The sequence below is a fragment of the Sorangium sp. So ce117 genome (assembly GCF_051524395.1).
GTDB lineage: Bacteria > Myxococcota_A > Polyangia > Polyangiales > Polyangiaceae > Sorangium > Sorangium cellulosum_B.
In genome coordinates, this window is the sequence record NZ_CP150309.1 from 2,971,797 (window position 1) to 2,985,208 (window position 13,412).

General features: G+C 74.4%; 12 protein-coding genes. 7 read left to right on the forward strand and 5 right to left on the reverse strand.

Annotated elements, in window-relative coordinates; all coding sequences use genetic code 11:
- Positions 1-135 precede the first annotated feature (135 nt).
- The 7 genes from WMF46_RS11300 (at position 136) to WMF46_RS11330 (ending at position 5,613) form a co-directional block, all read left to right on the forward strand.
- On the forward strand, positions 136-633 hold the full coding sequence (locus WMF46_RS11300; RefSeq protein ID WP_437534739.1) for a Spy/CpxP family protein refolding chaperone: 498 nt from the start codon (positions 136-138) through the stop codon (positions 631-633).
- Between the two features lie 17 nt (positions 634-650).
- Positions 651-887: a hypothetical protein gene (locus tag WMF46_RS11305; RefSeq protein ID WP_437299101.1), complete on the forward strand. Its 237-nt coding sequence runs from the start codon at positions 651-653 to the stop codon at positions 885-887.
- 58 nt (positions 888-945) lie between these two features.
- Complete coding sequence (locus WMF46_RS11310; protein WP_437977491.1) at positions 946-1,632, forward strand: response regulator; 687 nt, start codon at positions 946-948, stop codon at positions 1,630-1,632.
- Positions 1,629-3,083 carry an ATP-binding protein gene (locus tag WMF46_RS11315; protein WP_437985619.1) on the forward strand — a complete coding sequence of 485 codons (1,455 nt, stop codon included), beginning with the start codon at positions 1,629-1,631 and terminating at the stop codon, positions 3,081-3,083. Before WMF46_RS11310 ends, WMF46_RS11315 begins: the two co-directional genes overlap by 4 nt.
- Before the next feature lie 55 nt (positions 3,084-3,138).
- The gene (locus tag WMF46_RS11320) at positions 3,139-3,513 is read left to right on the forward strand and encodes a response regulator (protein WP_437551876.1); all 375 of its coding nucleotides are present in this window, start codon (positions 3,139-3,141) and stop codon (positions 3,511-3,513) included.
- Between the two features lie 114 nt (positions 3,514-3,627).
- Positions 3,628-4,767, forward strand: a complete 1,140-nt coding sequence (locus tag WMF46_RS11325; protein WP_437985620.1) for a hypothetical protein — start codon at positions 3,628-3,630, stop codon at positions 4,765-4,767.
- 369 nt (positions 4,768-5,136) lie between these two features.
- Positions 5,137-5,613, forward strand: a complete 477-nt coding sequence (locus WMF46_RS11330; RefSeq protein ID WP_157906600.1) for a hypothetical protein — start codon at positions 5,137-5,139, stop codon at positions 5,611-5,613.
- A 15-nt stretch (positions 5,614-5,628) separates the two neighbouring features.
- Here the strand turns inward: WMF46_RS11330 and WMF46_RS11335 are convergent, their stop codons facing one another.
- The 5 genes from WMF46_RS11335 to WMF46_RS11355 all read right to left on the reverse strand — a co-directional run bounded on the left by WMF46_RS11335 (position 5,629) and on the right by WMF46_RS11355 (position 13,343).
- Positions 5,629-6,642, reverse strand: coding sequence for a hypothetical protein (locus WMF46_RS11335; RefSeq protein WP_437985621.1), 1,014 nt, complete (start codon positions 6,640-6,642; stop codon positions 5,629-5,631).
- A complete protein-coding gene (locus WMF46_RS11340) occupies positions 6,639-9,257 on the reverse strand; it encodes a Kelch repeat-containing protein (protein WP_437985622.1) in 2,619 nt (872 codons plus the stop codon). The genes WMF46_RS11335 and WMF46_RS11340 overlap by 4 nt, the downstream gene beginning before the upstream one ends.
- A 7-nt stretch (positions 9,258-9,264) precedes the next feature.
- The gene (locus WMF46_RS11345; RefSeq protein WP_437985623.1) at positions 9,265-10,938 is read right to left on the reverse strand and encodes a protein kinase domain-containing protein; all 1,674 of its coding nucleotides are present in this window, start codon (positions 10,936-10,938) and stop codon (positions 9,265-9,267) included.
- 122 nt (positions 10,939-11,060) lie between these two features.
- Positions 11,061-12,092, reverse strand: coding sequence for a diacylglycerol/lipid kinase family protein (locus tag WMF46_RS11350; protein ID WP_437985624.1), 1,032 nt, complete (start codon positions 12,090-12,092; stop codon positions 11,061-11,063).
- Positions 12,093-13,343 carry a hypothetical protein gene (locus tag WMF46_RS11355; protein WP_437985625.1) on the reverse strand — a complete coding sequence of 417 codons (1,251 nt, stop codon included), beginning with the start codon at positions 13,341-13,343 and terminating at the stop codon, positions 12,093-12,095.
- Positions 13,344-13,412 lie beyond the last annotated feature (69 nt).

A 13,412-nucleotide genomic window follows, 5' to 3' on the forward strand; every position in this document is an offset into this window, starting at 1 on the left:
GGGCGGCGCCCGCGTTCGGACGAACCGAAGCCGCGCGCACACGCCCCGTGCACGGATCGACGGCGGAGACGCTCACGGAGGGTACGCATCATGTTGGGATTCGTGGTTGGAACGGCCTGTCTGATAGGCCTCGTCATGACGTTGAAGCGCGGCTGCAGGTACGACTGCGGTGCGCCCTGGGGCGCTGGGCCGCGCTTCTTCGGGCGGCGCGGCTTCGGGGGGCACGGCTTCCGCCGTCGCTTCTTCCTGTCCTTCCTCTTCGATCGGCTCGGCACCACGCCGACGCAGGAGAAGGTCATCGTCGCGGCCATCGACGAGCTCCGCTCCGCCGCTGAGGCGCAGCGGAGCGAGATCCGCAGCACGCGCGCGGACGTCGCGGCGGCGATGCGGAGCCCGAGCTTCGACGAGACGCGCCTCGGCGAGCTCTTCGCGCGCCACGACACGGCCATCGAGTCGCTGCGCAGGGCCGCGGTCGGCGCGCTCGGGAAGGTCCACGCCGTGCTCGAGGACCGCCAGCGCGAGCAGCTCGCCGATCTCATCGAGATCGGGCCGGCCGCGTTCCGCGACATGTGGTCCGGCAGGGCCGGGTGGCGCGGCGACGATCCCTACAGGACCCACGGCCGGTGGGCGTGAAGGAGGGGGATGAGACCATGATGCGACGCCAGATCACCATCGCGCTGCTCGCGCTCGGCACCGTCGCCGGTTACGCCTCCGGCTTCTCCTCGCTGCGCTGCCGGGCGGAGGCCCGCCGCGACGCCTTCCAGCGCCACGTCGCCTCCATCTGCGTGGACGCCGCGCGGGAGGCCGAGCGCTCCTGGCCGCGGGGCGCCGCGCGCGCGGTCCACGCGCCCGCGGCGGCCGACGCCGACACCGGCGCGGGCCCCTGAGCTATACAAGGGGTGAGCGGCGGCCGGTCGCCGCCGCACCTGCCCCCCGGGTCCTTCCATGGCGCTGCGGCTCCTGCTCATCGACGACGACACACGGCTCCACGCCTTGCTCGCGAGCTACCTCGAGCAGAACGGGTTCGCGGTGACCGTCGCGTGCGACGGCGCGCGCGGCCTCTTGGCGCTCGCCGCGGGCACCTTCGACGCCGTCCTGCTCGACGTGATGATGCCGGGCATGGACGGCATCGAGGTCGTCCGCCGCATCCGGCAGAAGAGCTCGATGCCGATCCTCATGCTCACCGCCCGCGGCGACGAGGCCGATCGCGTGGTCGGCCTCGAGATCGGCGCCGACGACTACATCGCAAAGCCATTCAGCCCGCGCGAGCTGCTCGCGCGCCTCCGCGCGGTGCTCCGGCGGGCCACGCCCGACGCCGCCGGCGAGCGGATCGTGGCCGGCGACATCGCCATCGACGTGCCCGGCCGCGTCGTCACCGTCTCGGGCAAGCCCGCCGATCTCACCGGCATCGAGTTCGACATCCTCGTCGCCCTCGCGCGGCGCGCGGGCCGCGTCGTCGCCCGGGACGCGCTCCTCGAGGAGGCCGGCCGCGGCGACGTCAACGTCGGCGGGCGGACGGTCGACGTGCACATCTCGCACCTGCGGCAGAAGCTGTCCGACGACCCGAGGTCGCCGAGGCTCATCAAGACGGTGCGCGGCGTCGGCTACGTGCTCGCCAAGGACCGCGTGTGAGGAGGCGGTACCGGTCCTGGCTCTACGAGAACGGGCGCAAGGTCTCGATCGGCCGCTTCGTGAGCGCGCGGCTGCACCGCCGGATCTTCATGTGGTTCGGCGCGACCATCCTGATCACCGCGCTCGCCGCGGTCGCCACGATCGGGGCCATCGATCGCGTCGGCAACTCCGGCTGGCGGCGCGAGCACGCCCGCGCCCAGTCGTTCGTGGCCCACGAGTTCGAGCGCGTATGGGGCGATCCCGCGGCCCGCGACGCCCTCGCCCGCGCGTTCGCCGAGGATCTCGAGATTGACCTGGAGCTCATCGACGCGACCGGGCGGCGGCTCGCGAGGTACGGCCAGCCCTGCCGGGCGCAGACCCTTGTCGCCCCGGTCCGCGACGAGGGGGGGCCGCTCGGCACCGTGCTCCTCTGCCCCGCCCGTGGCCGCTCCGGCGGATCGCTCCGGTTCGCCCTGCCGCTGCTCGCCGTGGCCATCGTCATGTGGGGGGCCTCGGGCCTCATCGCGCGCCGCCTCGCCCGCCCGCTCGTCGATCTGGCCCACGTCGCGCACGAGATCGGCGCCGGCAAGCTGTCGAGCCGCGTCCGGCTCGACTGCCACGGGCAGCAGGGCGAGGTCGGCATCGTCGCCGAGGCGGTCAACGACATGGCCGCGCGCATCGAGCGCCAGATCGCCGACCAGAGAGAGCTCCTCGCCGCCGTGTCGCACGAGCTCCGCACGCCGCTCGCCCGCATCCGCCTGCTGACGGAGATGGCCCGCGAGGGCGGCGGGCCGAGCGCCTGCGTGCTCGACGACCTCGACCGCGAGGTCATGGAGATCGACGCGCTCGTCGGCGACCTCCTGGCCAGCTCGCGCCTCGACTTCGCGGCCCTCACCGTGGCCCGCCTCGACCCGGCCGAGGCCGGGATCCGCGCCCTGGAGCGCGCAGGGCTGGATCCGACGCTGCTGGAGGTCGTCGAGGGGACGCCCGCGCTCCAGGCGGACGCGACGCTGCTGGCGCGCGCCCTCGCCAACTTGCTGGAGAACGCGCGCGCGCACGCTGGCGGGGCCGAGCGGCTGCGGGTCCGTCCCGGCGGCCAGCGCGGCGTCGTCTTCGAGGTCGAGGATCGCGGGCCCGGGTTCGCGGACGGGGAGGAGACGCGCATCTTCGAGGCGTTCTTCCGGCGCGAGCGGGGGCAGGGCGGCGAGAGCGGCGCCGAGCGCGGCTCGCTCGGCCTCGGCCTGGCGCTGTGCAAGCGCATCGCCGAGGCGCACGGGGGCCGCGCGTTCGCCGAGCGCCGCGAGGGCGGCGGGGCGCGCGTCGGCATCGAGCTCGCGCTGCGTCCGCCAACCAGCGCCGCGCGCTCACAGGGACGCGACAGGGGAGCAGACGGAGCAAACAGAGCAGACAGAGCAAACAGAGCAGACAGAGCAAACAGAGCAGACAGAGAGGCCCGCCCTCGCCGCGGGTAGCGTTCCCGCTTGACCGCGCGATGGGGCGGGTGCAACGCTCCCCGTGCTCGCGACCATGCGAATCCTCCTCTGCGAAGATCAGGACGCGATCCGGCGCATGATCGAGGCGCTGGTCGGAGCGAGTGGTCACGAGGTGATCGGCGTGGGCACCGGCCGCGAGGCGGTGGAGCGCGCCCTGACCGAGCCCTTCGACGTGCTGCTGCTCGACCTGATGCTGCCCGGGAGCATGGATGGCTTCGAGGTCTGCGAGCGCCTCCGCGCGCACCCGGGCACCTCCGGCCTGCCGATCCTCGTGATCAGCGCCCTCGACGATCACGAGGCGCGCGCCCGCGCCTTGAAGCTCGGCGCGACCGCCTACTACGCCAAGCCGTTCCGGCCCCTCGAGCTCCTGGAGCACATCGGCGGGCTCAAGGCCGCGCGGCGGGCCTGAAGCGGGGCCCCGCCCCGACGGGAGCCGTCCGTCGGCGCAACGCAACGGAGCGCTGGAAGATGGCGCCCATTTTGGCTACACCCGGCCGTCATGGACACTCGGTGGCGCTGGGTCATGGCTTCGACGCTCGCGGCGGTCGCCCTCGCGGGGCTCGCGGGCTGCGAGGGGGAAAAGGGCAAGGCGCAGGTCGCCGCCGACGCCGGCGCGCTCGACGCCGGCCCGCCGCTGCCCGTCGTCGGCGGCAAGCTCGGCGCGGCGCTCGCGGAGGCGGCGGCGGGCGGCGCCGAGAAGAAGGGGCCAGCCGCGGGCGGCGCGGCGGGCGGGCCGCCGGAGAGCGGCGTGTTCTCGGCGTCCGAAGCGGCCGCCGCGCTGCCGAAGGACGTGCCTTACAAGATCGAGGTCGTCAGCGACGGCAGCGAGCCGCGGGCCAGGCTCGCCCCGAAGATCGACCCGAAATCCGAGCAGAAGCTCGACATCACGCTCGGGCTGCGCATGGGCGGGCCGCAGGGGCTGCCGAACCTGGAGCTCGGCGTGAGCTTCAAGGCGGAGAAGCCGGCGGACGCGCCCAAGGAGGGCGCGGCCGCGCGCGTGGCGTCGACGGCGAGCGCGGCTCCGACGAGGGTGATCGCGAAGATCACGTCGGCGATGCTCGCCTCGATGTCGATCGGCGGCCCGCCGAAGCAGCTCGCCGACGCGCTCGCGAGGCTGAAGGGGAGCGCGCTGCGGTACGAGCTCTCGCCGGCGAACGCGGTCAGCAACCTCCAATTCGAGCTCTCCAAGGACGCCGATCCAGGGCTCCAGCCGCTGATCGGCGCGCTCGGGGAGGCCATCACGCTCCTCACGCCGCCGCTCCCGGACAAGCCCCTCGGCGCAGGCGCCTACTGGATGGTCACCGATCGCGTTGTGGCGTCGGGCGCGCAGCTGCCGGTGCTGCGGTACCGGGTCTTCAAGATCGAGAAGGTGGAGGGAGGCGTCGTCTCGCTCAGCGTGGACACGCGCCAGTACGCGGAAGGGGCCGACCTCAAGCTGCCGAGCCCGAACGGGGAGATCACGATGACCATCGACCGGCTCGACTCCTCGGGCAAGGGCACGCTCACCTGGTCGCCGTCGAGCTTCGCGCCCGGCGTGGCCGACGCCTCGCAGCGGCTCCAGGCATTGCTGGTGCCGCCCGGCGCCACCGCCCAGCAGGCCGCTCAGCGCAGCGTGGCCCAGGTGGAGCTCACCGCGAAGTTCGCGCCGCCGGCAGCGCCGTAGCGCCGGTCCGCTGGGCGGGGGCGCAGTAGCTCTCGCCGGGGCCACGCCCTGCCGCCCGGGGCACACGGAGCGGCTCTCGCGCATCGGGCGGTGTGAGCGCATCGCCCTGGCGGCTGTGCACTTCCGTGCGGGCGTTCGCGCCTGCATCTCCCGCCCCGCGGCCGTGCTGCCTTCCAGGACGCAGGCGTGCGTCCCGGTCGCTGCCCGCGAGCCATGGAAACCATGGCAGCCGCGCCCAACCCTGGAGCGACACCGCGGTGCCGGGGGTGTTGGCTAATCCCGTGCATGAGCGCCCGTGCGGGGAGGCGTGACGGCTGTCCGACCCGGCTGCCAGAGGCGGGTGAGCAGACCGAGCCACGGTGCAGACGCATGACGTACGGGTGCGAGCGGAACATGCGCGGGTGCAGCCTCGAGGCGTACATCGAGGAGCCGGGCCTCACGGAAGGGCAGCGCCGGCGGCTGCGGCTGTTCCAGACGGTGGAGGAGGCCGTGAGCCGTCGCGTGGAGCGGCTGTGCACGTCCAGCGAGATCGAGGTGACGGACGCGGCGATCCTCGTCGTCTCCCCGGCGGCGCGCCGAGCGTTCTTCCGGATCGACGCGCGGGGCAGCGCGGAGGCGCCGGGCGCGAGCGTCATCGTCGACCACCGCGCGCGGCTCCACGAGTTCCTGCACGCGGTGCTGCCGCCCGTGGACGAGGCGCCGTTCGATCCGTACGTCGACCTGCTCGCGCCGTCTCCGCCCCAGTGCGTCCGCGTGCTCATCGTGGACGAGGACTCGCTCACGGTCCTGAATTACGGCGCGTTCGTGGTGGTGAACCTCGACCGCAGGGAGATGCCGAAGGCCTAGCTCCCGCGTCGGAAGTCAGAAGCGCACGGTGAGGCGGAACGGGTCGAGGGCGGCGCGCGGCGGGGGCTGCTTGCGCGGGGCGCCGGCGGGATCGCGGTCGAAGACCATCACGAGCACGCCGACGCCCGCCGCGAGGAGGCCGGCGCCGGCGACGATGTCGCCCGCGAGCGCCTGGGCGCGCGCGGCGTCGGCCGCGCCCCCGTCCCGCGTCGGTGCGTCCGACGCGCTCGCGACCCCGAGCAGCCCGATGGCCGCGCCGGCCGCCACGGTGGTCAGACCGCCGGCGACCAGCACGATCGGCACCACGCGGCTCGGCGCAGCGTCGGGCGCGGAGCTCGGCGGGGCGCCGCGCAGGACCGGTCTGGCCGGAGCGACGCTCGCTGGAGCGCTCGTCGAGGACACCCTCGGCCCGGCGGGCGCTGCCGGCGCGACGACCTCGCGCTCGAGGCTCAGCACGACGACGGCGCGGCTCCCCGGCGCCGCTGCGACGCTCCGCTCGGCCTCGCGGTAGCCCGGCGCGCTCGCGGTCACCGTGTGATCCCCCGGGTTGACCGGGCGCGGGCGATCGAGCGCCGCCGCGGGCACAGCGACGCCGTCGATCTTCACCTCGAGGCCGGCGGCGTCGCCCGGGGAGAGCCGCAGCTCGAGCGCCGCGACCTTGTGCTCGAGCTCCTGGATCGCCTGCCGCGCGAGCTTCTCGTACCCTTTTGTCGCAGGCGCGGACGGCTCGACAAGGAACGCGCGGAAGTTCTCGAGCGCCTCGACGAGCTGCCCCGTCTGCTGCTGGGCCACCCCGAGGCTGTAGAGCGTGATCGGCGCGCGCTTGATCGCGAGCGAGCGCTCGTACCGCTCCCGCGCCTGCTCCCAGCGCCCCTGCCTCGCGAGCTCGGAGGCCTCGATGAAGATCTCGCGCGCGACGGCGACGTCGGCCGCGCTCTGGGCCGCGGCGGGCGCGGGCGCGGCGAGCATCGCCGCCGCGACGAGGAGCGCCAGGACGCCCGGGAGCGGGTGCGTCCGCCGCGGCGTCACGGCCTGAACCGCTCCCCGTCGGGCACCAGCGAGAACCCCTCGAGCCCGGACCACAAGATGAGCTCGGTCCCCGTCCACACGCCCACGCCGTAGGTGTGCTGCTTGCCCGCGGCCGACATGTTCGCTCCCCACGCCATCGTCATCGGATCGTACAGCTTCCCGTCTCGCCTGAGCGTCAGGCCGCTCCGCCCGCCGGCGACGAGCGCGAGCGCGCCGGTCCAGCCGGTCCAGCCGGTGCGCCGCTCGACGCGGCTGCGCTCCGAGGGGGCCCCCTTGTCGTCGATCCCGCGCCACGCGTCGGCCACCGGATCGTAGATCGCGCCGCCCTTGCGGGCGCCGCCCTCCTGGTCCTGCCCGCCCCAGACGAGGAGCCGATCGCCCATCCAGACCGCGAACGCTTCGGTCCTCGGGCTCGGCGCGTTGGCGCTGGGCAGCGACCGCCACACGTCGGTGGTGGGGTTGTAGGCGTACCCCTCGTTCGTGGTCGCCTCGCCGGCCTCCCCGCCGAACAGGTAGAGCTCCGTGCCCGACCAGGCCCACGCGACGCCTTCGCGCGCGGGGGCCGCGCCGGCGCTGGAGGCCGGAGTCCATGCGTCGGCGACCGGGTTGTAGAGCCCGCCGCCGGCGACCGGGGCGCCGCCCTCGTTGCCGCCCCAGATCAGCAGGCGCGTGCCGGTCCACACGCCGAGCGGCATCCGCCGCGCCGCGGGGGCGTTGGTGGTGCTCATCGCGCGCCAGGTCCGCGTCGCCGGGTCGTACACGCCGCCGGTGGACAGGCCGAAGGGGCTCGCGAACGAGCCGCCGCCCCAGACGAGCACCCGGGAGCCCGTCCACGCCGCGGCCGCGAGCACGCGCGGCGAGGGGGCGCCCTCGTTGCCCAGCGTCGACCAGGTGTCGCGCGCCGGATCGTAGAGCGCCCCGTCGCCCACGTCCCCGACCGACGTGCGGCCGCCCCACAGGAAGAGCGCGTCCCCGATCCAGGTCGCCGCGGCCATCTGCCGCGGCGCGGGCGCGCCGGTCCTCGTCATCGGGGCCCACGCGGGGGTGCACTGGCCGGTGCGGCACTCGCGCCCGCTCAGGCAGGCGTTCCCGCACGCGCCGCAGTGCTCGGCCGAGCCCAGGCTGACGCACTTGCCCTCGCAGGCCACGAGGCCACCTCCGCAGGGCGGGATGCAGGCCCCGCCGGAGCAGATCTCGCCCCCGCTGCAGTCCGCGCTTGTGCAGCACTGGCGGCACGCGACGAGGCTGCAGCACTGCTCTCCGTCGGCGCAGCCCGTGCTCTTGCACCTCGCGCCGCCGTCTTCGCACACGTCGGCGGTGCAGCCGTCGCCGTCCGAGCAGTCCTCGTCCGAGCAGCAGGCGCGGCAGGCCGTGCCGCAGTCGTGCGGCGTGAGCGCCCCGCACGCGCACGCGCCGGACACGCACACGGCGCCCGGCTTGCAGGCGGTGCTGCACGCGCCGCAGTGCCGCGGATCCCTTGTGAGATCGGACTCGCAGCCCGGGGCGATCGGGTCGCAGTCCGCGAAGCCCTCGTCGCACACCAGCTCGCCTCCGTCGCAGCGCTGGTGCGGCCCCGCGGCGACCCCGCACGCGCCGCAGTGGAACGGGCTGACCTGCGTGTCGACGCACGAGGAGTCGCACACGGCGAGGCCGGCGGCGCAGCCGGCGGCGCACGCGGCGCCGTCGCAGTAGGCCGCCTCCGGCGCGCACCGCACGTCGCACGCGCCGCAGGTCGTCGGGTCGATGGTGATCGCCTCACAGCCGGGCGCGCCGTCGCAGTCGAGGCGCCCGCTCGCGCACGCGCAGCCGCCGAGGCCATCGCAGATCATGCCGCTCGCGCAGGCATCCCCGCAGGCCCGGCAGTCCGCCTCCGTCCCGAGCGTGGCCTCGCAGCCGTCGTCGGGCGAGCCGTTGCAGTCGGCGTACCCCGGAGCGCACCCGCACACGCCGGCCCGGCACTCCATGTTCGGCCCGCAGGTGACGCCGCAGGCGCCGCAGTTCGCGCGATCCGAGGAGCCGTCGATCTCGCACCCGGTGTCATGGAGGTTGTCGCAGTCGAGGAGCGGCGGCGCGCACGCGCACTGCCCCGCGTCGCAGATCGCGCCCGAGGGGCAACGGAGCGAGCAACCGCCGCAGCGCTCGGGATCGCTCTTGAGATCGACCTCGCAGCCGTTGGTGACGACGTTCCCGTCGCAGTTGTCGAAGCCGAAGACGCACTCGGACGAGCAGTGGCCGCCCACGCAGAGGGTGTGCGGGCACGGCACGCCGCACGCGCCGCAGTGCGACGGGTCGTTCAGCACGTTGGTGCACGACCCGCCGCAGCACGACTCCCCGTCACCGCACGCGTTGCCGCAGGCGCCGCAGTGCTCCCGGTTCTCGCCCAGCGCGACGCACGTACCGCCGCAGCAGGCGCCGTCCGGGCAGTCCGGCGCGCAGCCGCCGCCCGTCGAGGTCGCGCCCTGGCCGCCCTCGGAAGGTTTGTCGGAGAGGGCGCTCTCCGCGAGCAGCGAGCAGGCGCCGGTGAGCACGGCCAGCGCGAGCAGCAGCGGCCAGCGTGCGCCGATCGTGGGCCTTCGATGTTGCGTCTCGCGCGCGGGGCTTTCCTGGGAAGACATCGCGACGCTAGAAGTTCGGCCGGGCCGGGACCGGCAAGGCAGCGCCAGAGGTCTTCGCGCCCGCCCGCGAGGGCGCGGTCCGTCGCGAGCCGGCGCTCCGGGGCGCCGGCGCGGGCTCCCGCGCGTGGGCGCTCGCGGTGGGGCTCTCGGCCGGTCCGAGGCGGGCCGCGCCGGCCGAGGGCTGCGGCTCGGCCGTGCGGGCTGGCTCGGGGCGGCTCTCGCGCGCGGGGCTCTGCTGCTCGCTCGATCGTGCGGCGGCGGCCTGCGGCTGGACCTGCGACGCAGCGGGCGGCGCCGCAGGCGCGGGCTCGGCGCTGCCGTCCCGCGCGGTCATGGCGCGCAGGGAGAACAGCGCGGCGCCGAGGATCACGAGCGTCGCCAGCCCCGCCGCCGCGACGACGGCGACGCGCCGCCGGTCCCCGGTCGGGCGAGCGGCCTCCTGGTGGACAGGGTGTACAGCGACCTCCTGGTGGTCCTCGCTGCTCCTCTGCGCCCGCACCGCCGGCCGCTCGGAGATGCGCCGCTGCTGCGCCCGCAGCGCCGGGCGCTCGGAGAGGGGCCGCTGCTCGCCGTCGCTCAGCCAGTGCACGGCGAGCGAGGTCCCGGTCACGTCCTCCACGACGCCGTTCTCGGTCGCCCAGCGCGCGAGCGCGACGCCCATCTCGCGCATGGTCCGCCACCTGTTGAAGCGCTCCTTCCCGAGGCCGCGCGCGATGATGGCCCACAGCGCCTCGTCGCCCACGCCGAGCGCGGTGATCGGCGTCGGATCCTTGACGAGGATCGCCGCCACGAGGTCGTGGTAGTTGCCGCCCTGGAACGGCTTCTGGCCGGTGATCGTCTCGTAGAGCACCACGGCGAACGCCCAGACGTCGGTCTGCCCGTCGACGTCGGTGATGCCGCGCGCCTGCTCGGGCGACATGTAATCGGGGCTGCCGAGCACCGTGCCCGCCTTGGTCATCTCGCCGCTCGCCGTCTCGCTCCACACCTTGGCGATGCCGAAGTCGACGATCTTCGGGGTGATGTCGCCGCGATCGTTCTTCACGAGGAAGATGTTCTCTGGCTTGAGATCGCGGTGGACGATCCTCCGGTCGTGCGCAGCGGCGACGGCGCTCGCGATGGGCAGGAGGATGCGGAGCGCCGCCGCGGGCGAGAAGCGCTTCCTGCGCTCGAGCGCCTCGACCAGCTGCTCTCCCCGGAGCACCTCCATCACGATGTACGGGTCGCGGTGCTCGGACTCCCCGAAGTCGATCACGCGGACGATCGAGGGGTGATCGATCCGCGCGGCGGCGCGCGCCTCCTGGTGGAGGCGCACCGTCGCCTCGGTCGAGTTGACCTCGCGCCGGATGAACTTGATAGCGACGTCGATGTTGAGGACGTCGTTGTGGGCCAGCCACACCATCCCCATGCCGCCCTCGCCGAGGACGTAGCGCAGGCGGTACTTGCCGCCGATCACGTCGCCCTCGCGGTAGATGCGCCGCGCCGCCTTCCCCGGAGCGGGCGACGGCGTGCCGGCCTCCGGAGGCGGTGTCACGAGGGACGGATCGATCAGCTCCGGGTCGAGCGAGTCCGGAGCGCTGGCGCGCGGGAACGCCGCAGACGAGGCGAACGAGCGGTTCGCGCTCTCGGGCCGCGGGGTCGAGTCCGTCGACGAGGCGGGCGCGGAGGAGGAGCGCGGCGGCATGGAGCGAACGCAGTCTAACTTTGCTGGCCTCTCACAGCCATGGTCTCGCGCACCCGTACGTCGCTGCCTGCCCGCGCGCCGGCGCGCCGTCGGCGCATGGTCAGCGCGTGATCCATGCATGATCAGCGTACGATTCCGCAGGGATGCGCGCGCTCGCCGCGGGCGCACACATCGTGCGACGTGCGCCGTGCGCCGGCGGGGCGATGGCCGGACTTGTGCTCCACGAGGATCTTCACCCGCGGGCCGATGCGCACGGTGAGCGGGCCCGCGTGCTCGTGCACGTCGCCGTCGCAGACGTAGTGGACCACGCCCGACCTGGCCTCGAGCACCGCGCGCCGGGCGATCTTCTCGAACGTGTGCGCCTCGCCCATCGGCCGCGCCCGCCAGATATCGGGCAGCTTCCTGACGAAGCCGAGCGCGGAGGTGTGGATGCCCAGCATGTGGAAGCTCTCCGGGCGCTCGTCGTGGCGGTGGAACGGGCGGAACCCGAGGCCGATCTGGTCCACCGTGCCGGCGGCGACGGCGAGGTAGTCGCGGTCCGGGAACGCGGAGCCGTCCTCGAAGTGGACGCGGCCCTGCCAGCGCGCGGCGACCTGGGTGCCCGTGTTGAGTAGCACGGCGGCGCTCGCGCGGGCGAGGACCTTGGCGGCCCAGAGCGCGCTCCGCTCCTCGCTGCGGTTGTACTCGGCGATGAAGCCGTGGACGCAGCCGGTGCCGAAGATGAAGCCGTAGTGGGCGCCGATCTGCATCACGTGGCGCTCGATCCAGCGCAGCGGGTGCCGGCCGCGGTCGGTGTAGCGGGCGATGAGCCCCGCGAGCAGGCCGTCGGGGCGCCCGCGGGGGACGCCCACGGCGTTGGCCACGGTGTTCATCGTCCCGCCGCGCAGGAAGGCGATCGGCGGCAGCGGCTCGTTCTCGTAGACGTCGAGGAAGCCGGTGATGGTGACGTGGTTCGTGCCGTCGCCCCCCGAGATGCCGAGCACGTCGATGTCGAGCTTCCGGAAGTCCTCCGCGATGCAGGCGAGGTCCTCGCGGGAGCGCGCGGTGCGGACGACGCCGTGATCGCCGAGCGCGCGCGCGAGCCGGACCGCGGCGCGGGGATCGCTCAGGTTCTGCCGCGAGCGGGGGTTGATGATGACGCCGATGCCGCCCATCTAGCGCCGGCCTCGCGGCGACTTCCACCGCGGGTTGAGGTGGACCCGCACGACGTCCGCCATCAGGCCGAGGTGGGCGCAGTGATCGGGCTTGTCGTCGCCGGTGTACCCGCGGACGTGGAAGTCGCCGCGGTCGAAGCGCTGGATCATGTCGAGGCCGAGCACGTCGGCGCGGGAGGAGCCCCTCGGCTTGCCCCGCAGCTGCCGCACGATGAAGTCCGCCGTCTCCGCCGTCGACGCGTAGCCGGGCGGCAGGATGGAGGAGTGGCTCATGAACATGAACGCCTCGCCCGCCGCGGCGCGCCTCGCGAACGCGATGAACGGCTCGATCTGCGCGACCTTGAGCTTGTGCTGCTGCTCGTCGGCGTACCCCGCGTGGAGCGAGTCGAGCAGCACGAGGGCGTCGACCCGCTTGCCGGCCGGCTGCCGCAGGATCTGCTCGACGGCGCCGTAGCCCGCGCTCCACGACGAGAGGCCGAGCTTGCGGATGTAGGCCTTCTTCTTGCCGGTCTTCTTCGCGACGGCGCGCTCGATGCTGTCGAGCAGGTTCTCGAAGACGTACGGCGCCGAGAACGCGCTCGAGTACGCGCCCGAGCCGATGCCCAGATCGATGCCGACGAGGACGGCGCCCTCGGCGGTCTTCACGAACTCCTTCCGGAGCGCCTCGTGGCCGTGGAAGTGGATGATGACGTCGAAGCCGCCGCGCTTCGTGACCCCGCCCCGGTGGGGCATGATCATCTGCCCGATCGAGGGCGCGCGGGACCACCGGTCGTAGACGCCCCAGCCCGGATCGGGCGTCATGCAGGGGTTGATGTCCCCGCGGCGCTTCTTGGAAGGCGTGGCGCGGCTGCTCGTCGCCCCGGGCCTGTCGCGCCGCGCCGCGCTGCGCTCGGCCGGATCGCGCGCGTCCGAGGCCGCGCCACCGGCGCCGCCCGCGCCGCCCGACGGCGCGTCGGCGCCGCCCGACGGCGCGCCGGCCCCGGCGGCTCCGTCCGTCGGGGGCGCGCCGCCCTCCGCCGGAGGGCTGTCGACCTGCGGCGCGGCGGCCTGCGCGGCGGCCGGAGGGCCGTCGGCCTGCAGCGAGGCGGCGTGCGTCGCGGGCGGAGCGTTGTCGGCCTGCGGCGCGGCGGCCTTCGGAGTGGCCGTGTCCTGCGCCGCTGCAGGGGGCGCGGCGAGCCACCAGGTGGCGGCGAGCAGCGAGAGGAGCGCCCATCGCCCGGACGGCCGGCGGGCCTGCAGGGGGTGTCTCATGTCGGGAGCGCCTCCATTCCATGGAACGGCGTGCGGATCGAGCGCTCGGTGCAGGGCCGCCGCCGCGCT

What these genes read in the sequence shown, in the direction of transcription:
- WMF46_RS11300 (WP_437534739.1), top strand. Translation starts at nt 136, where the DNA reads ATGACGTTGAAGCGCGGCTGCAGGTACGACTGCGGTGCGCCCTGGGGC.
- WMF46_RS11305 (WP_437299101.1), top strand. Translation starts at nt 651, where the DNA reads ATGATGCGACGCCAGATCACCATCGCGCTGCTCGCGCTCGGCACCGTC.
- WMF46_RS11310 (WP_437977491.1), top strand. Translation starts at nt 946, where the DNA reads ATGGCGCTGCGGCTCCTGCTCATCGACGACGACACACGGCTCCACGCC.
- WMF46_RS11320 (WP_437551876.1), top strand. Translation starts at nt 3,139, where the DNA reads ATGCGAATCCTCCTCTGCGAAGATCAGGACGCGATCCGGCGCATGATC.
- WMF46_RS11325 (WP_437985620.1), top strand. Translation starts at nt 3,628, where the DNA reads ATGGCTTCGACGCTCGCGGCGGTCGCCCTCGCGGGGCTCGCGGGCTGC.
- WMF46_RS11330 (WP_157906600.1), top strand. Translation starts at nt 5,137, where the DNA reads ATGACGTACGGGTGCGAGCGGAACATGCGCGGGTGCAGCCTCGAGGCG.
- WMF46_RS11340 (WP_437985622.1), bottom strand. Translation starts at nt 9,257, where the DNA reads ATGTCTTCCCAGGAAAGCCCCGCGCGCGAGACGCAACATCGAAGGCCC.
- WMF46_RS11345 (WP_437985623.1), bottom strand. Translation starts at nt 10,938, where the DNA reads ATGCCGCCGCGCTCCTCCTCCGCGCCCGCCTCGTCGACGGACTCGACC.
- WMF46_RS11350 (WP_437985624.1), bottom strand. Translation starts at nt 12,092, where the DNA reads ATGGGCGGCATCGGCGTCATCATCAACCCCCGCTCGCGGCAGAACCTG.
- WMF46_RS11355 (WP_437985625.1), bottom strand. Translation starts at nt 13,343, where the DNA reads ATGAGACACCCCCTGCAGGCCCGCCGGCCGTCCGGGCGATGGGCGCTC.